Source organism: Xanthomonas hortorum, assembly GCF_040279205.1.
Lineage (GTDB): Bacteria > Pseudomonadota > Gammaproteobacteria > Xanthomonadales > Xanthomonadaceae > Xanthomonas > Xanthomonas hortorum_F.
The window spans coordinates 1-17,610 of record NZ_JBEOLS010000034.1; the positions used below are offsets into that span (position 1 = coordinate 1).

At 65.5% G+C, this 17,610-nt stretch carries 13 protein-coding genes, 1 tRNA gene and 1 other RNA gene; 7 read left to right on the forward strand and 8 right to left on the reverse strand.

Translation table 11 applies throughout. From position 1 onward, the window contains the following. Window positions 1-372 precede the first annotated feature (372 nt). Both ABS769_RS13795 and ABS769_RS13800 read right to left on the reverse strand, forming a co-directional pair. Complete coding sequence (locus ABS769_RS13795) at window positions 373-1,626, reverse strand: virulence factor family protein (RefSeq protein WP_317060408.1); 1,254 nt, start codon at window positions 1,624-1,626, stop codon at window positions 373-375. Between the two features lie 261 nt (window positions 1,627-1,887). Next, window positions 1,888-3,732, reverse strand: a complete 1,845-nt coding sequence (locus tag ABS769_RS13800; RefSeq protein ID WP_180334220.1) for a formylglycine-generating enzyme family protein — start codon at window positions 3,730-3,732, stop codon at window positions 1,888-1,890. Window positions 3,733-3,850: 118 nt separating this feature from the next. On the opposite strand from ABS769_RS13800, the gene rnd reads away from it, so the two are divergent. From rnd to ABS769_RS13815, 3 genes are all read left to right on the forward strand, one after another. Then, on the forward strand, window positions 3,851-4,945 hold the full coding sequence (gene rnd / locus ABS769_RS13805) for a ribonuclease D (RefSeq protein WP_023904239.1): 1,095 nt from the start codon (window positions 3,851-3,853) through the stop codon (window positions 4,943-4,945). 234 nt (window positions 4,946-5,179) lie between these two features. After that, window positions 5,180-5,581, forward strand: coding sequence for an H-NS family nucleoid-associated regulatory protein (locus tag ABS769_RS13810; RefSeq protein ID WP_023904240.1), 402 nt, complete (start codon window positions 5,180-5,182; stop codon window positions 5,579-5,581). Window positions 5,582-5,687: 106 nt separating this feature from the next. Continuing rightward, window positions 5,688-5,763, forward strand: a tRNA-Ala gene (locus tag ABS769_RS13815). Between the two features lie 171 nt (window positions 5,764-5,934). Here ABS769_RS13815 and ABS769_RS13820 read toward each other — a convergent pair. Then, on the reverse strand, window positions 5,935-6,141 hold the full coding sequence (locus ABS769_RS13820; RefSeq protein ID WP_317060411.1) for a hypothetical protein: 207 nt from the start codon (window positions 6,139-6,141) through the stop codon (window positions 5,935-5,937). Window positions 6,142-6,233: 92 nt separating this feature from the next. Between ABS769_RS13820 and ABS769_RS13825 the strand changes: the two genes are divergently transcribed. Then, window positions 6,234-6,308, forward strand: a non-coding RNA gene (locus tag ABS769_RS13825) — sX9 sRNA. Between the two features lie 185 nt (window positions 6,309-6,493). After that, window positions 6,494-7,579, forward strand: coding sequence for a sensor domain-containing diguanylate cyclase (locus ABS769_RS13830; protein WP_317060404.1), 1,086 nt, complete (start codon window positions 6,494-6,496; stop codon window positions 7,577-7,579). Window positions 7,580-7,629: 50 nt separating this feature from the next. On the opposite strand, the gene ABS769_RS13835 is transcribed toward ABS769_RS13830, so the two are convergent. Together ABS769_RS13835 and ABS769_RS13840 are read right to left on the reverse strand one after the other, a co-directional pair. Further along, window positions 7,630-8,139 carry a chemotaxis protein CheW gene (locus tag ABS769_RS13835; RefSeq protein ID WP_317060403.1) on the reverse strand — a complete coding sequence of 170 codons (510 nt, stop codon included), beginning with the start codon at window positions 8,137-8,139 and terminating at the stop codon, window positions 7,630-7,632. 11 nt (window positions 8,140-8,150) lie between these two features. Beyond that, window positions 8,151-9,809 carry a methyl-accepting chemotaxis protein gene (locus ABS769_RS13840; RefSeq protein WP_317060401.1) on the reverse strand — a complete coding sequence of 553 codons (1,659 nt, stop codon included), beginning with the start codon at window positions 9,807-9,809 and terminating at the stop codon, window positions 8,151-8,153. A 317-nt stretch (window positions 9,810-10,126) separates the two neighbouring features. Between ABS769_RS13840 and ABS769_RS13845 the strand changes: the two genes are divergently transcribed. Next, a complete protein-coding gene (locus ABS769_RS13845; protein WP_317060400.1) occupies window positions 10,127-10,744 on the forward strand; it encodes a DNA-3-methyladenine glycosylase in 618 nt (205 codons plus the stop codon). On the opposite strand, the gene ABS769_RS13850 is transcribed toward ABS769_RS13845, so the two are convergent. Further along, window positions 10,684-15,126 (reverse strand): DEAD/DEAH box helicase, encoded by a 4,443-nt coding sequence (locus tag ABS769_RS13850; RefSeq protein ID WP_317060398.1) that lies wholly within the window; start codon window positions 15,124-15,126, stop codon window positions 10,684-10,686. The two genes, ABS769_RS13845 and ABS769_RS13850, sit on opposite strands and share 61 nt — an antisense overlap. Before the next feature lie 442 nt (window positions 15,127-15,568). Here ABS769_RS13850 and ABS769_RS13855 point away from each other — a divergent pair, with 442 nt between their 5' ends. Continuing rightward, window positions 15,569-15,913: a DUF3301 domain-containing protein gene (locus tag ABS769_RS13855; RefSeq protein WP_074057315.1), complete on the forward strand. Its 345-nt coding sequence runs from the start codon at window positions 15,569-15,571 to the stop codon at window positions 15,911-15,913. Window positions 15,914-16,144: 231 nt separating this feature from the next. On the opposite strand, the gene ABS769_RS13860 is transcribed toward ABS769_RS13855, so the two are convergent. Both ABS769_RS13860 and ABS769_RS13865 read right to left on the reverse strand, forming a co-directional pair. Further along, entirely contained in the window at window positions 16,145-16,588 is a 444-nt protein-coding gene (locus ABS769_RS13860; RefSeq protein WP_168957348.1) for a ClpXP protease specificity-enhancing factor, read from the reverse strand. 78 nt (window positions 16,589-16,666) lie between these two features. Further along, window positions 16,667-17,302 (reverse strand): glutathione S-transferase N-terminal domain-containing protein, encoded by a 636-nt coding sequence (locus tag ABS769_RS13865; protein WP_006453247.1) that lies wholly within the window; start codon window positions 17,300-17,302, stop codon window positions 16,667-16,669. Window positions 17,303-17,610 lie beyond the last annotated feature (308 nt).

Here is a 17,610-nt window from a genome sequence, read left to right on the forward strand (position 1 = left end):
GTCGCGGGACCTTACGCGGCATGGATGCCGCGTAAGAGCCTACATGGACGTACTTGCGGCGTGTCCCGCGACGGTGGGCGGGCAAGGGCCCTGCAGCCAAGCCGCAGATCAGCCGCTCTACACCCGATGTATCCACGGTGTTCGATCACTCCAGGACAAACGAGACTTCGCGTCGTAGCATCGTCGAGATGCATCAAATGCTTGGTTCAAAAGTTCAGTGCGTCGAGCGCGCAAAGCCCTCACCGCGCGCGGGACACGCCGTGAATCAGTCCATGAAGAATCTTTGGAAGAATCCCTGCCGCCAAGGGTCCCGCAAGCGGTGAGGGCATCGCACCTGGCAACTCGCTCGTGTGCTATTGGTCGCGTCGCCGCTCAACCACGGCTGGGCGTGGGCGTCTGCGCCGCATGCTGCCAGCCTTGCAGCAACACTCCGGCCAGCACCGCAGGATCATGATCGAAGTGATGGCCACCCGGGCGCGCAACCACCTCGACACCGCGTGCGCGTAACTCAGGGCACAGCGTGTCCTTTTCCTGATCGCCGTAGATGCATTGCAGGCGATGCGCGTCCAGCGACTGAATCGCCGGTTCCACATCGCGTTCGGCATCGTTGTGCCACCCCAGCCAGCCGCCGACGCGCACCTTGAAATCGGCCTGATGGCCAAGGCCGAGCAAGCTGACGAATTGCACCGAGGCACGCTGCTGCGGCGACAGCTCCGGATAGGCGAACGGCAACACGTCGGCACCGAACGAATAGCCCACCAAGGCGACGTGTTGGATATGCCAGCGCTGCCGATACGTTGCGATCACTCGATCCAGATCCGCCCCGACCTGCTGCGGCGTGCGGCTGCCCCAGAAGTAGCGCAGGCTGTTCCAGCCCACCACCGACACGCCCTGTTGCTGCAACTGCGCGGCGATGCCTTTGTCCAGCTCGCGCCAGCCACCATCGCCGGACAGCATCACCACCAGGCGGTCACTGCCGGGCGCATGCAGTTCCACCAACGGCAGATCGCCCACCCCTTGTGCCTGCGCTGCCTGAAAATGGCCAAGGGTGGCGGCGGCAATCTGCATCGGGTTGGCGTCGTCGACCAGATCATCGAGGAAGCCCTGATTCGCATCGGGCACATCGCGTGCGCAGGCAAGGCCGACATCGCTGGTGCCGCCGTCGGCGACAACCGCGCCACCCAGCACGTCCGGCGCGGCCGAGGCCAGCGCCTGGCGTGCCAGCACCGCACCATCGCCCTGCCCCACCAGCACCGGCGGCAGGAACGCATCCACGTGCTCGGCGCGCAGCAACTTCTTGCCCAGCCGCTCGGCATCGTCGGCCAGCGAGCTGCAGGCGGCGCGGTGAGACCGCACACGTTCGCGGTAGCTGGCGGTATCGATCACCGCGACCAACGCGCCGTCGTTGCTCAGCATCTCGGCAAGCCGCTGGCCGTCCTGGGGATGGCCGCTGTCGGGCAACAGCACCACCATCGCCTTGGGCATGCCCTCGGGGCGCACCACTTCGACCGAGCCGTAATGCCCGGCAGTGTTTCCATCCTGCAGATGCCGCGCTACCGCGTAGCCGCTGCCACCGATCAGCAGCACTGCGATCAGCCAACGAAACAAACGGATTCCCCAGCTCATCGCCGCCATCCTTCAGAAGTGCTGGCACTGCAGACCGCAGCGAACGCCCGTGGGTTCCGGAGCGGTTCGGGGGCTGTTCGCTGGGGTTAAGCCTGCACACCGGGTGACCCGTGGTCAGCGGTAAACAACACCGGACCGGCGCTCACCGGGAAGCTGCAACCGGCGCGCCGCAATCGCACCCCGACTGGCGCCAAGAACGTCGATCTGCGCTGCTGCGATCACATCCTTGGCGGCGACAGGCATGCCGCCCGGACCGCCGCCCTAGATACCGCGCGCCACGCGGAAGCCGATGCGCGCGCTGGTGCTATCGGAGTCCTGCGACTGCCGCCAGGCCGCGCGCGTCTGCTGCGGAGAATTGGCCCAGCTGCCGCCGCGGATCATGCGCTGCCGGCAACCGGGGTTGAACCACGCCGCACCGTCGGCCGGCGCGCGCCGGTAGCTGGCATGCCAGCAGTCGGCCACCCACTCGCTCAGATTGCCGCCCATGTCGTGCAGGCCCCAGGCGTTGGCGCGAAAGCTGCCCACCGGCGCCGGCCCCCAGAAACCGTCGCCATAGCCGACAAAGCCGTTGTTCCAGTGCCGGCCACTGCGCGAGACATCGTTGCCGCCGGTGAAATTACCCGCATCCAGCGGCGGCGAGCCGGCATTGCCCCACGGATAACGCCCGGTGGTGCCGGCGCGCACCGCGTATTCGAACTCGGCCTCGCTGGGCACGTGGTAATGGCGGCCGGTCTGTTCCGATAACCAGCTCGCATAGGCTTCGGCGTCGCGGATGCTGACGTGCATCACCGGGCTGTTGGGTGCGGCCTGCGCGCCGTTGTAGTCGGATTGCCAATCCACCCCGCTGCGGCGGATGAAGTTGCCGCTGCGCTCGTCGTACACCACCGAGTGACCGCGTCGGGTGGCACGCGGGCGTGCGCCGGTCGCCTCGATGAATTGACGAAACTCGGCGACGGTCACTTCGGTGATCGACAGCGCAAAGCCCCGAGCGAAGCGCACGTAATGCGCGGGGCGCTCGTTGTCGGACGCCCCCGGCTCGGCGTCGCCTGCACCCATCTGAAACGCGCCATGCGGCACCACGATCATCTGCGGCCCGCGCCCGCCCACTTTGAGCCCATCGGTGAACACCTGCCCGGGGCGAAAACTGCCGTAATGGGTGGCCAATTCGAGACGACGGCGCAGATCGCCGGCCACCGGGTCGCCCGGGTCGGCGATGCGCAACACTTCGGCCAATTTCTCGCCGGCCGGCTTGAGCCCCCGCGGCGAGTTCAGATCGTGCAGGCCGGCATCGTGCAAGGCGGCGATCTGTGCGTGGCGCATGCGCTCCACGCGTGCCCGTGCATCGGCAATGGTCGGCGCGCGCTCGCGCACCTGCCCGGCCATCTGCAACCAGTAACGCGCAGCGATGAAATCGCCTGCCTCGGCAGCCTGCTCGGCTCGTGCCAGCAAGCCGCTTTCCACGGCCGCAAGTCCCTGCCGCGTGCGTGGGTTGTCGGGGTCCAGCCGGGCCGCATCGCGAAAATTCACCAGCGCGCCATTGCCGTCTTCGCCCAGCCGCCCACCGCGCAGATCTTCTTCGCCGGCACGGTTGAAGCCGAGCACGCGCTGCGCGGTTTCAACCGCACTTTGCAGCGCGCGCACCTTGGGATCCTGCGGCGCCAGCGCCAGGGCCACGATGGCAAGCTCACGCGCCTGTTCGAGCGCATCGTCCTGGCGCTCGGTCTGTTCGATCAAGTCCTCGCCGCGCTCGATCAGCCGGCGCCGCGCCTGCTCCAGCCCGCGACGGCTGGCCGCATCCTTGCCGTCGGCACGTTGCTGGATCGCCAGATACAACGGGATCGCATCGTCGGCACTGCGAAACAGCCGATCTTCCTGCAAGGCCTGGTCGGCGCGCTTGCGCGCCTGCGCCAAAGGTTCGTCGCCCAGGTCCACTGCCGGCGGTTGCCATTGCGCCACGGTCTCGGCGGATTCTTCGCCACTGATCGAAACATTCGGCTTGCTCGGCACCGCAGCCGCGGCTGCAGGTTGTGGCGCAGCGGCAGGCGCTGGCGTGGGTGCACGCGAACAGGCGCACAGGCTTAACGCGACCAGTCCCCACGCTGCCATCCGGTTACCACACTCACCCACCACCTGCTCCTTCCAGTGCTCTGCCGCACGACAGGCGATCGCGACGTTAGGCTATTCTGCGCGTCCTGCGCAAACCCTCGCTGTCGACGGAAATCACGTGCCCCATTGGATCACCCACCCCTCCGAGCTGACGCAACGCCTGCACGCAGCGCGTCCGTCCCGCATTGGCCTGGACACCGAATTCATTCGCGAACGCACCTACTGGCCGCAACTGGCGCTGGTGCAGATGGCCATCGGCGAGGAGATCCTGCTGATCGACCCGCTGATTCCGGGCATGAACGCGGCGCTTGGGGAATGGTTGACCGCCACCGATATCGTCAAGGTGATGCATAGCGCCAGCGAAGATCTGGTCACCTTCAAATGCGCCTGCGGAGTGTTGCCGCGGCCGTTGTTCGATACCCAGATCGCTGCCGCGCTGGCCGGCGTGGGCGGTGGCATGGGCTATCAGAAGCTGGTGCAGGAAGTGACCGGCACCTTGCTGACCAAGGGCGAGACGCGCTCGGACTGGATGCGCCGCCCGCTCTCGCCCGCACAGCTCGAATACGCCGCCGACGATGTGCGCTATCTGTTTGCGATCCATGACGAACTCAGCCGCCGTCTGACCGAGCAGGACCGCCTGGGCTGGCTGGCCGAAGATGCCGAGCGCCTGCTCGCCACGGTGGAGCACGACGATGGCGAGCGTTGGCCGCATGTGAGCCTGCGCACCGCGCAATTTTTGGAACCTGCCGCGCAGCGTCGGCTGCTGCGGCTGCTGCGCTGGCGCGATCTGCAGGCGCGTCAGAGCGACCGCCCACGCAGCTGGATCCTGGACAACGAACTGGCCAGCCAGCTGGCACGTTTTCCGCCCGACGATCTGGATGCACTGCTGCGCCAGTTCGACAAATTCCCCAAGGCCCCGCGCAAACTCGCCGCCGCAGTGTGGGACGCGCTCAACACACCGCTGCCGGACGAGGACCATGCGCCGCTGGCGCAGGCCGCCACCGACGGCAACAAGGCGGTACTCAAGCGCCTGCAGGACGCGGTGGCGCAGCGCAGCCGCGAACTGGGCCTGCCGGACGGCATCCTGGCCTCGCGCCGGCACCTGGAGAGCCTGATCGAACAACACAGCTGGCCTGCCCCGCTGGGCCAATGGCGCCGCGAGGTGCTGGAGGCGCAAGTGCTGCCGCTGCTGGATGACGCTACTGCGCGGTGATCGCAGTAAGGTATCGCTCGCGGTATGGTGACGGCCGGGTTGGCTGCACGGGCAGACCCTGGACGGCACCTGTGGCGGTACTGCAAAAAGCGACCGCACAGGCCTGGCGACAGGGGTTTCACACCCTGAGCAGGCACCCGCGCAGCTAACGGCCGCCCACAGGCCGCATGCCATAATGACGCGCGCCCTCTGGGCGGCGTCTCCACTACTTTTTTATTCCGAGGCTATACCTCTGTGAGCAATACCACTTCGAAACTGGATTCCATCGCACAAGCCAAAGCCAAGCTGCTGGAGGAACTGCAGAAGCTGGAAGAACAGGAGAAGACCGAGCGCGCAAGCGAAGCATCGTCTGCGCATGCCACCATCGTCTCGCTGCTCGAACAGTTCGCCGGCCACTTCAACACCAAGCAGCGCAACGATATCGCCGGCTACCTGGGTACCGGCACCGCACGCAAGGAAGTGGTCAAGAGCGGCCGTAGCGAAGTCAAGCCGAAGTACGAACTGCCACACACCGGCGAAACCTGGTCCGGTCGCGGCCGCACCCCCAAGGCGTTCGCTGCATGGGAAGGCTCGGTGTCGTACAAGGAATGGAAGGCCAAGAACCCGGACCTCAAGTTCCCGCTGATCGGCGAGTGATTGCAGCGCATCATTGACCCCAGATCGCATCTTTGACGGTGCGGTCCGACACCGCAAGCCAGCCCTTGGCGAACCGCGCGGCATATGGTTAGAATCAAAAGCACGTGGGGCGGTAGCTCAGCTGGGAGAGCGTCGCGTTCGCATCGCGAAGGTCGAGGGTTCGATCCCCTTCCGCTCCACCATTGATTTTCAAAAAATCCCCGGCAACCACTGGTTGCCGGGGATTTTTTGTTTGTCGCGGGCTGGCGGCATTCGGGTTACTCACTCGGCGCCGACCTGGGGTTGAGCGTGCGCAGCCGTGACAACGGAACCATGCCGCCAGGATCACACCGCGCGCGCTAACGTCCGTTTCTTCATTCACCCTGGACACGCACGCCATGAGCACTGAGCAGAAACAGCCCGACAACGTCACAGAGAATCAGCATGGCGCTGCCGAAAGCCAGCAGGACCGTCAGCACGATGAGGCGGCCAAGCAGCGCCCGGGCCAGAAGGACTTGCAGATAGACAAAGAAAACAACCGCCGTCCGCACGGCAACGCCGGTCAGGGCGAGTGATGCCACTGCGATGTCCGCACGCAGTCAGCCAGGACTAAAGCGGCTGGCAAAACTACTGCGCGGCCGCCAGGTGCGCGAGGTCGGTGCTCCGAATCGGCATGTACCACTCGTACACTCCGGTTCCTGCGCGCCGCCCGCAGCCACCTAACGACCGCTCGCTACGTTTGTTAGCCGCTCTAAAATGGCTCGATGCGTCCGCGCAGTGGCTCCTGTGGCAAGATCTAGGCACGCGCTCGCCGCTAGAGTGGCTGGCGCGCTAGTTCCAACAGTCAGGCGATGGCTCGGTTGTACCGGCCATCGCCGTGCTCGCACCTTGTCTTTCATCGCCTGACGGCGCCCTGTTCCGGTGGTCCTTTGCATGCAGAATCCCGACGCGCCCGCGTTGAGCCTGATCCACGCGACACTATTGCCCGGTGGCATCAATGCGACCTTCGGCGCGCGCATGCCGGCCAATGAAGACGATCGCCTGGCCGCACTGCACGTTTACCAGATCCTGGATACCGCGCCCGAACCCAGCTACGATGAATTCACTGCGATCGCTGCGGCAGTGTGCCGGACGCCAATGGCGCTGATTTCGCTGATAGACACGCAACGCCAGTGGTTCAAATCCAGGATCGGCATGCAGCCGCGCGAGACGCCACGCGATCTGTCGTTCTGCGCGCATGCCATTCTCGAACCCGATCAGGTGATGGAAGTCGGCGACGCCCATCTGGACGCGCGTTTTGTCGACAATGCACTGGTCACCGGCGAACCGCAGATCCGCTTTTATGCGGGGGCCCCACTGCTGACCTCCGACGGTATCGCGCTGGGGACGCTGTGCGTGCTGGACCGCACGCCGCGGCGCCTGTCGGTGGCCGAACGCGACGCGCTGAAGGCGCTGGCGCGGCAAGTGGTCACTACCATCGAGTTGCGCCACGCAGCCAAGCTGGTCGAGCTGGACGCGCTGCGCGACGAGCTCACCGGCTTGTGGAATCGCGCCGGTCTGGAGCGCGCAGTGCACGCGCTTGCAGACGCGCCGAGTGCTTCGGCTGAGCCATCGCTCGGCTTTCTGCTGATCGATCTGGATGGCTTCAAACGGCAGAAATTGCAGGCCGGCGCGGCTGCGGCGGATGCAACACTGGTCAAGGCCGCAAGAATGATCGAAGCGCAGCTGCCGCCCACCGCAAGTGTGGCCCGATTGAATTCGGATCAGCTGTGTGTGGCATTGCCGTCGACGTCGGCGCAGGTCGCTGTGGAAACCGCCGAACGGATCCGCGCGGCAATCGAAACGGCCACCTGGCCGAATGCTCCGTTGACGGTCAGCATCGGGCTGGTGGATGCACCTGCCTGCGATTTGCACGACACCAACGCCTTGCTGGCGCGCGCGCGGCATGCATTGCAGTTCGCGGTACGCAGCGGGCGCAACCGCGTGCATCGCTTCGCTGGTTGGTATCTGCAGGATTGATTGGTAGCGCTCGCCAGATGCCTGGTTCAGGCGTCTGGCGAGGCTGCAGCTCAGGCGGCCAGTGCATCGGCAGTGCCGGCAATCTCCTCGACATGCAGCACCTGCTCCATCTCCAGCAACACCACAAAGCGCTCGCCGACCTTGCCCATGCCGCGTAGCAGATCGCGGCGGATATGCGTACCGAACGCGGGCGCGGCTTCGATGTCCTGATCGGCCAGTTCGATCACCGCGTTGACCGCATCGACCAACACTCCGATCACCTGCGGTCCCTGTGCCTGCTCGGTAGCCAGGATCACGATGCAGCTGCGTTTGCCGATGGCGCTGTCGGCACGCCCCAGCCGCGCTTGCAGGTCCACCACCGGCACCACCGCACCGCGCAGATTGATCACCCCGCGCACGCAGGCCGGCATCGACGGCACCGGCGTGGGGGCGCGGTACTGAATGATTTCGCGAATGCCGAGAATGCTGATGGCGAAGGTTTCGCCGGCCAGTTGAAAGGTCAGGTACTGGGCCGCCGCATCGGCGTCGCCAGGCATCACATTGGGGGTCTGTGCAGTCATCGATCGGTCTCTCAGAAGCGGGCGAACTGGCCTTCGTCCGGGCCCTCGGACATGGCGTAGGCCGGCGCTGCAGTGCTGCGCCAACCACGTGCAGCTGCGGCGCGTGCCGGACGTGCGGCTACCGCCTTGCCACGCTTGGGCGGCGTGCTCGCAGGCGCCTGCCCGCCCAGGCGGAAGAACGCCATGCTCTGCTGCAGTTGTTCGGCCTGCGCGCTCATCTCTTCGGCAGTGGCGGCCAGTTCTTCGGACGCGCTGGCATTCTGCTGGGTGGTCTGACTGAGCTGCACCACCGCCGAGTTGATCTGACTGACGCCGGAGGATTGCTCTTCGGAGGCGGCGGAAATCTCCTGCACCAGATCCGAGGTGCGTTTAATGCTGGGCACGATGGTGTCCAGCAAACGCCCTGCGCGATCGGCCAATTCCACGCTGGAACTTGCCACTTCGCCGATCTCCTGCGCGGCCACCTGGCTGCGTTCGGCCAGCTTGCGCACCTCGGCGGCGACCACGGCAAAGCCCTTGCCATGTTCGCCGGCACGCGCCGCTTCGATCGCCGCGTTGAGCGCGAGCAGATTGGTCTGATAGGCGATGTCGTCGATGATGCCGATCTTTTGCGCGATCTGCTTCATCGCCTGGGTGGTGGCGACCACTGCTTCGCCACCTTCGATGGTTTCTTTCGCGGCCTGGGTGGCCATGCCATCGGTGATGCGCGCGTTCTCGGTGTTCTGGCTGATCGATGCGGTCATCTGTTCCAGCGATGCGCTGGTTTCTTCCACACCGGCCGCCTGTTCGCTGGCGGCCTGCGACAGGCTCTGCGCAGTGGCACTGACTTCTTCCGATGCACTGGCCAGGGTCTCGGCGCTGGTATTGACCTCGCCGACCACCTGCGAGAGCTTCTGCACCATGGTGCGCATGGCTTCGAGCAACTGCGCGGTTTCATCGCGGCCCTGAACGTCGATGCGCATGCTCAGATCGCCTTCCGACAGTCCATTGGCAACCGCCACTGCACGGCGGATCGGGCCAGTGACGCTGCGGCTGATCACCACACCGAGAATGGCACCGAGCAGCACGCCGCCGCAGATGATGGCGATCAGCAGTTTGGAAGCGCGTGCATGGATAGCACCGGTTTCCGCATTGGCCGATGCCGCGCTGCGCTCGCGCAGGCTGCTCAGATCGGTCATCAGGTTATCGACTTCATCCGAACTGGCGCGCACGGCACGCGACAGCGCCGCCAATTCCGGATTGGTTTCGCGCAAGGCCTCGCGGTTGGCGACTTCGATAAAGCGGCCGCGCTCGTCCAGATACTTTTGCCAGGCGCGATCGAACTGCGCCAGCTTGGTCTTGCCCTCTTCGGTTTCGAAACTGCCACGCGCACGGGTGATGTGATCGACCACCCTGGCGGTGTACTTGTCGATGCTCTGCACATGCGACTGGCGTTCTTCGGCGCTGCTGGCCAACAACAGATTGGCACGTGCGCGGCCTGCATAAATGAGGTTGATATTGGCCTCTTTCACGTTCGACAAGCCCAGCAATTCGCGCTCGTACAGCGAGCTCGACAGGTCACTGATACGACCGGAGTTGGAATAGCCCACCCAGCCGATGCATGCGCCGATCGCCGAGACGATCAGGAACGCCACGATCAGCCTGGTTCCGATTCTGAAGTTGCCTAACATTGGAAAGTTCTCTTGAGGATGGTGCGCGCGACAAGCGCTGCAAGGACAAGCGATGGCGTGCTGCGAGGTAGCGATCACGACGACGCGGCGTTTCTAAACCGTTCGTTAATGGCTATCGGCGCCAGCAAAACGCGCTTGAGATGCGGGCATTACCGCAATGCCTATTCAGGCAGTTGGATGTGCGCTTTTGTGACCGGTCATGCGCTCGCAGCAGCCCGCATTCGGAAAAATCCTACCCGCGATTCGCGCGTTGTCCGGGACAGTCCTGCGGGGACATTTCCGCAGCGACATCACGGCCGCGCCGCTAGGCTGCATGCATGTCGCCTCGGCCACTCCCGCGCACGTTTTACGATCACGACGCACGCAGCGTTGCACCGCAATTGCTCAACAAGGTGTTGGTCAGTGCGGACGGACGACGCGGGCGCATTACCGAGGTCGAGGCGTATTGCGGCAGCGAAGATCCGGCAGCGCATTCGTTCCGCGGCATGACTCCACGCACGCAGGTGATGTTCGGTGCGCCCGGGCATCTGTATGTGTATTTCATCTACGGCATGCATTGGGCGATCAACGCGGTGTGCGGCGGCGCGCCTGGTCATGCGGTGCTGATTCGCGCGCTCGAGCCGCTGGCCGGGATCGCCTCCATGCGGGCTGTACGTAACGCTGCTCCGCTCAAGACCTTGACCACCGGCCCCGGTCGCCTGGCCCAGGCATTCGGCGTGACGGCTGCCGATAACGGGCTGGATCTGACCAGCGCAAGCGCGCGGCTATGGATCGAAGACGATGGCCTGCCGCCACCGATTCCGCTGACGACGCCGCGCATCGGCATCCGCAAGGCGATGGATGCGCCGTGGCGCTGGGTGGTCCCCGATAGCCGCTATCTGTCGCGCCCGCTTCCGCGCGTGACCGGCGCGCGCGCGGTGCTGCCAGGCGACTGAGCCAGCCATTGCTCCATCGGCGTCTGCTCGGCAGCGCCCGGGCCACGTTGCAGCAAGCGCAGTGCCTGTTCGGCTTGCTCAGCGGTGAGTTCCTGCAGCGGCTGGAAGCGATCTGCCGCCCACACCGCCACCGGCAGGCCATCGAGATAAGCGATGCGATTGCCCGGCACGCGCGCGATGCGCTCGCCCGGCAGAAGACTGCCGAGCAGATTGCTGGGGTCGCTTGCACTCACGCACACCCACTGCCCTTGCAGCGGCTGTGCACGCACCCGGCGCAACGCGGCAATCGCGTCCGGCAACGCGAATTGTTCGCCAGACAGGCCCGCGATAAAGCGACCACCCCGGATCTCGCCGCGCGCTTCCAGCCGTTGATACATGCGCAGCAATTCGCGCCACGGCGGCAACCATGCGGCCTCACGTTCGAGCAGCCGCCAACACACCACGCCATAACGACGCAGCAGCGTGCGCGCGACGTGTTCGAGGGTCTCCTGATGCCGCTCGCCGGCTTCGGCCAACGGCAATTCCGGCAACGTGCGCACCGGCGCCCAGCGACCGGCATCGCGAATACCCAGCGCACTGGCGCGGCGACGGTGGCGCGACAACGCGCTCGGTCGCTTCGATGCAGGCACCAGCAGCGCACGCAGCCCGGCATAACTGTCGCAATGCGCGCGGCCACGCATCACCAGCTCGCTCAACGCATCTTCCAGCTCGGTGCTCATCAAGCGGGCGGCATCGGCGATCTCATCGAAGAACAACGCACCTTGCTGCTGCAACACCTTGGCCACGCGCTGCGCGCGCGAGCCCAGGGGTGCGTCATCGACACCGCGTGCCAGGCTGCTCCAGCGCTGCGCTTCGCGACGCGGCAGCAACACAATGGGTGTTGCGCGCAACGCGGCGCCGCTGCGGCCACCGCCGGGACGCAGCCGTGCCCACACGGTGCGCCCGGCCGTGCACAACTCGTCCAGCCACGCCGGTTGATAGTCGCGTACCCGCGCAGGTAGCAGCTCGCTCTCCCACAGCAGCGCGGGCGCTTCGAAGCCTTCCAGCTGCCCGACAACACCGGCCAATGCATCCGGCCCGGCCACACGACTGGCGCTGTCGAGGTGCTGCCACTCGAACAGAAAGCGCGCATAATCGCGTTGCGACACCGGTTCGATCTCGCGGCGCAAGCGCCCCAGGGTGTAGCGATGGATGCGCGCCAACAGATGGCGTTCGCACCATTCTTCCGACTGCGCCTGCGCACTGAACTGGCCGGCCATGACATAGCCCTCGCGCTGCAATGCCGCCAGCGCGAGCACGATCTCGGCCTGCGGCAAATGCAGTGCACCCGCCAATGCCGGCACCTGCGCCGGGCCGATCGCAGACAGGCGCCCGCGCAGCAGTTCGCGCACAGCCCAGTCGCGTTCCCACTCGGCGACACGGCAATCGACCGGTGCCTGCAACGGCGGTTGTGGGGACGCATCTGGATACAGCGGCGTGAACCAGTCGATGCGCTCGGCGCTGATCCATAGCGCGGGCGCACCGTTCAACGCGATACAGCTGGCGCGCCCATCGGCAGCCAGCGCAGCCAACCAGGCCTGCCATTGCGCATCGGCGGCTTCGTCCACGGGCAATACGCCAAGCCCAACCAGCGCTTCGTGCATTTCTTCGGCATCGCGTGGCTGCGGCCAGGCTTCCTCGCGCACCGAGGCGATGGCATCGGGATCGAGCCGGCCCAGATCGTCGCTGGTCTGCGGCGTGTAGCGGCGGTTTTGCACCGCCTGGGTGCGGCGCTCTTCCAGTGGCGCGTCGTCCAGAAACGCGTACGGACGCGCGTTCAAGGCTTCCGCCGCCAGCGGCGATGGCGCGGCCAGATCGCGCGCCACCACCGTGATTGCACCGGATTCCAGCCCACGCAGCACCTGCAACCAGCCTTCGCTGTCCATGGCCTGATGCAGGCAATCCTGCAGCGTCTGCGTCACCAAGGGATGGTCCGGCACCTGGCGTTCGCCGGCCAAATTCTCCGCGCAGGCCACCTGATCGGGGAACACGCTCGCCAGCAGATCTTCGGACTTCATCCGCTGCAACTGCGGCGCCACCTTGTTGCCGCCAGTGAAGCGCGGCAACGCCATCGCATTGGTCGCATTCCAGCGCCAGCGCACGCCGAACAGCGGCGCATCCAGCACCGCCTGGATCAGCACATGCTCGGCCGATGACGAGTGCAGATAACGGGCCACCTCCTCCAGTGCAAAACTATGACTGGTGGACAGCGACAGCACGATCGCATCTTCAGTTGCCGCCGCCTGCAATTCGAAATTGAAGGTGCGGCAGAAGCGCTTGCGCAACGCCAGCCCCCAAGCGCGATTGATGCGGCTGCCATACGGCGAGTGGATCACCAGCTGGGTGCCGCCGCTTGCATCGAAGAAGCGCTCCATCACCAGACATTGCTGGGTCGGCATGGTGCCCAGCGCCGCGCAGGCGTGCGCGAGATAGTCCACCAGTTGGCGCGCGGCTTCGGCGGCCAGGCCCAACTCGCTGCAGAGCCAATCACAGGCGGCTTGATGTGGCGCGGAGGCGCGTGGCGTGCTGTCGATTAGCATGCCTTCTAACGGCGCGCTGTCCAGCCGCACCGCAACTTCGCCACGCAACCGCGACACCGCCGCCGACAATTCATCGCTGCGGCCCGGCGCCTCGCCCAGCCAGAACGGAATGTTCGGCGGCGCGCCCTTGGCATCTTCCACCCGCACGCGGCCCGCATCCACACGCAGGATGCGGTAGCTGGCATTGCCGAGCTGAAACACATCGCCGGTCAGGCTTTCGACCGCGAAATCCTCGTTCACCGTACCGATCTTTTCCGCCTGCGGCTCCAGCACCACGCTGTAATCGCCGGTTTCAGGAATGGTGCCGCCGGAGGTCAGCGCGGTCATGCGCGCACCACGGCGTGCATGCAGGCGGCGGTGCACCGCATCACGATGCAGATAACCCGCACGCGGCCCCAGCCGGGTACTGAAGCCATCGCACAGCATGCCCACCACGCGATCGAACGTCTCCCGGCTCAGCTGAGCGAATGGCCACGCGCGGCGCACCAGCGCGAACAGCGCGTCTTCGTCCCAGTCCTCGCAGGCGGCCTCGGCCACGATTTGTTGTGCAAGCACATCGATCGGCGCGAGCGGAATCCGTAGCGCGTCCAGCTCGCCGCGGCGCACGCTATCGAGCAGCGCGGCGCATTCGACCAACTCGTCGCGGGTCTGCGGAAACAGCCGCGCCTTCGGCGTGCCACCGACCGCATGCCCGGCGCGTCCGGCACGTTGCAGGAACGTGGCGATCGAACGCGGCGAGCCGAGCTGGCAGACCAGATCGACATCGCCGATATCCAGCCCGAGTTCCAGCGATGCGGTGGCCACCAATACGGTCAATTCGCCAGCCTTGAGGCGCTGCTCGGCCAGCAGGCGCGTCTCGCGCGACAGGCTGCCGTGATGTGCGGCCACGCGCTGTTTGCCGAGCAGATCACCCAGATGCCGCGCGGCCCGCTCGGCCATACGCCGGGTATTGACGAACACCAGCGTGGTGCGGTGTTGCTGCGCCAGCGCGGCTACCTCGGCGTATACCTGCAGCCACTGGTCGTTGGACATCACCACGCTCAGCGGCGTCGGCGGCAAGGCCAGTGAGAGATCGCGCGTGCGGGTGTAGCCGATATCCACGATGTCGCACTGCGGTGGAGGTTGCCCGGCGTCGCCGACACCGACCAGAAATTGCGCGACAGTTTCAATCGGCTTTTGCGTGGCAGACAGCCCGATGCGGGTGATCGGGCGCTCGGCCAATCGTTGCAGACGCTCCAGCGTCAGGCTCAGATGGCTACCGCGTTTGTCCGCCGCCACCGCATGGATTTCATCGACGATGACGGTGCGCACGTGGCGCAGCGCGTTACGCCCGGAGGCCGAGCCCAGCAGCACATACAAGGACTCCGGCGTGGTTACCAGAATATGCGGCGGCACGCGCCGCAGTTTGGCCCGCTCACGCTGCGGTGTGTCGCCGGTACGTACCGCCGTGCGCACTGCCACATCCGGCAAACCGTCTGCGCGCAAGGCTGCGCGGATGCCTTGCAGCGGCGCGTCCAGATTGAGATGGATGTCGTTGGATAGCGCCTTCAGCGGCGACACGTAGACCACGCGGGTTTCGTCCGGCAATGCGCCGCCGTTGGCCAGACCATCGCGGATCAGCGCGTCGATGGCGGCGAAGAACGCGGTCAGCGTCTTGCCCGAACCGGTCGGCGCAGCCACCAGCGTGTGCCGCCCGGCCTGGATCGCCGGCCACGCGGCAATCTGCGCCGGCGTGGGCGCAGCAAAGGTCTGCGCGAACCATGCGGCCACGACAGGATGGAACTGCTGCAGGACAGGATGCATAGGCGATACCGCGACCGTCGCGCCACGTTAGGGCGAGCGGTGCGCGGATTCAACTCGGGGGGGAGTGCACTGGATGGGGGTGCGCGGTCGCCGACGCAAGCCGGCCACCGCGAAGGCGGTAAATCGTTTAGTGCGGTGATCGATGCTGCTGCCTAGCGTTCAGACGAGCGTGTTCAGCGCTCGCAATCGACGTATCGCGGGTACATACGCGGGTACATATAGGCCTATGCGCGCCGCTCGCGTAAAGCCGATGCACGTTCGCGACGTGTGCTCAGCCAATGCTGGGACAGCGAGGACGCTGCCATTGCCGGTGCAACGAGGACGCTAGCTGCGTGATCGTCGGAGACTGGGCGATGCCGGATGTCCTGCTACCGGCCAACGCAACGCTGCGGCCCGGCACGACGATTGTCGATCAGGCACATGCCGTGGCACATTGGCGCCCATGCCCAGCCTTATTCTCTTCATGATTGCCGGCGCCGCGCTGTACGCGTTCTGGAACTCGTCGCGTGCCGCTGCCGAACGCGCCGATATCCTCGGCCGCAACGCCTGCCGCGCCGCCGATGTGCAGTGGCTGGACCAGAGCGTGCATTCCACCAATATCCGTATTTGCCGCAAACCCAATGGTTGGCTGGGCTTCGAGCGGACGTTTCGTTTCGAGTATTCGCACGACGGCGTCGACCGCCACAGTGGCCGTCTGGTGCTGCGCGGCGATCAGCTGATCGCCTTCACCGGCCCGCAAGTGGCCACGGTGACGCCGCTGAGCCCGGACCATCAGCGCTTGAATTGAGTGTGGTTTGACTGGGTTGCGCGCATCCGACTGCATCGTTTGCGCTTGAGCATGCGCCACCGAAGTCTGCGCTGCGCTGATCACGCATCGACAGCACCGATGCGTCGATTGCAGCACGCCTGTCCAGCAGCACGTCTGTTCATCGCTGCCTCATGCGCACAGTGCGCATCAGTAACCGAGCGCCTGCCACACATCGAACGCCGGACACGCAATGCGCGTCCGGCCGTCCACTTACTTGACCACACGCAAATGCGGGCGCTTGCCGGCGCTTGGCGGCTCGTCCGGCGTAGGCGGGCTCGGTGGCGGCGGTGCACCGGGATCCGGTGGCTCGGTGCTGGTGCCCGGGATGTCGTCCGGCAAGGCCATGCCCTGCCCGGTCTCGCGTGCGTACACCGCCAGCACGGCGGCCATCGGCACCATCACCGGATAGCTGACGCCGCCAAAGCGTGCAGTAAAGCGCACGCTTTCGTTGTCGACCTGCAGCCCGACCACGGCGCGTTCGGCGATGTTCAATACGACGCGACCATCCTTGACGGCACTGGCAGGCACCTGCACGCCAGGCAATCCTGCGTCCACCAGAACGTGCGGCGTCATGCCATTGTCGTTGATCCATTCGACCAAGGCCCGCAACAGGTACGGGCGATGGCTGGTCATGCGGGGGAAATCTTCGCTCATGGCGTCATTTTACCCGCACACGACCCGCAGCGGCGGCGCTGCGATCGGACGTCGGTCTGTTGGCATACAGCCCTCGCATCAGCCCGGCATGTCGCGCAGTTTGCGTTCCTGATCGGTCAGGCTGCGGATAAAGCCGGGATTGCGGAAGATCCGGTTGCCGTAGTCCTCGATCGCCTTGCCGTCCTTGGGCAGCCCGATCTCCAATGCGTCCAGTCGCCAGATGATCGGCGCCATGGCGCAATCGGCCAGACTCATTTCCGGATTGAGGAAGAATTTGCTGGCCTTGAACAACGGCACCGATGCGGTGAGCAGTTCCTTCAGGCGCTTGCGGCCGGCTTCGGCCTGGGTCTTGTTGCCGAGCTGGATGGCCTGCACCTGCGGCACCCAGTCGTGCTCGATCCGCAGCATCGCCAGACGCAGGCGCGCGCGCGACAGCGGGTCGACCGGCATCAGCGGCGGATGCGGATAGCGCTCGTCCAGGTACTCGCTGACCACCGATGCGGCGTACAGCACCAGGTCGCGTTCGACCAGGGTGGGAACCGAGTGATAGGGATTGAGATCGATCAGATCTTCGGGAGGATTTTGTGGGTCGACCGGCACCAGGTCGTAGGTCACCCCTTTCGCCGCCAGGACCAAGCGGACCCGGTGGCACAACACGTCGTCGTTGGACGAAAACAAAGTCAAGGTATTTCGCATACGCACACTCGTCGCCATTCAAGGCTCTCCGACGACCGGAATCCGCCGGCCGCATCGGCGCAGCCGGCCCAACGCCGACCGTCACCACGGTCCTTCGAGTGTGCAATCACGTCACGCAAAAGCCAAGGGTGATAAGGCCTCAAAACACGAACAAGCCATGTTGGCGTGTCGAATGTCCGGCGCGCCGGGCGATTACGCGTCTTTGGCAAGTGGGTACGCGGGTGATCTGCGGATTTGCTGCAGGGCCCTTGCCCGCCCACCATCGCGGGACACGCCGCAAGTACGCCCTTTGTGGCGTCATCGGCATGTTGGTTCGCGGCTGATCT

Excerpts from the sequence above, each read along its gene's own strand:
- ABS769_RS13795 (WP_317060408.1), bottom strand. The coding sequence starts at position 1,626 with ATGAGCTGGGGAATCCGTTTGTTTCGTTGGCTGATCGCAGTGCTGCTG.
- ABS769_RS13800 (WP_180334220.1), bottom strand. The coding sequence starts at position 3,732 with ATGGCAGCGTGGGGACTGGTCGCGTTAAGCCTGTGCGCCTGTTCGCGT.
- ABS769_RS13830 (WP_317060404.1), top strand. The coding sequence starts at position 6,494 with ATGCAGAATCCCGACGCGCCCGCGTTGAGCCTGATCCACGCGACACTA.
- ABS769_RS13835 (WP_317060403.1), bottom strand. The coding sequence starts at position 8,139 with ATGACTGCACAGACCCCCAATGTGATGCCTGGCGACGCCGATGCGGCG.
- ABS769_RS13840 (WP_317060401.1), bottom strand. The coding sequence starts at position 9,809 with ATGTTAGGCAACTTCAGAATCGGAACCAGGCTGATCGTGGCGTTCCTG.
- ABS769_RS13845 (WP_317060400.1), top strand. The coding sequence starts at position 10,127 with ATGTCGCCTCGGCCACTCCCGCGCACGTTTTACGATCACGACGCACGC.
- ABS769_RS13850 (WP_317060398.1), bottom strand. The coding sequence starts at position 15,126 with ATGCATCCTGTCCTGCAGCAGTTCCATCCTGTCGTGGCCGCATGGTTC.
- ABS769_RS13855 (WP_074057315.1), top strand. The coding sequence starts at position 15,569 with ATGCCCAGCCTTATTCTCTTCATGATTGCCGGCGCCGCGCTGTACGCG.
- ABS769_RS13860 (WP_168957348.1), bottom strand. The coding sequence starts at position 16,588 with ATGAGCGAAGATTTCCCCCGCATGACCAGCCATCGCCCGTACCTGTTG.
- ABS769_RS13865 (WP_006453247.1), bottom strand. The coding sequence starts at position 17,302 with ATGGCGACGAGTGTGCGTATGCGAAATACCTTGACTTTGTTTTCGTCC.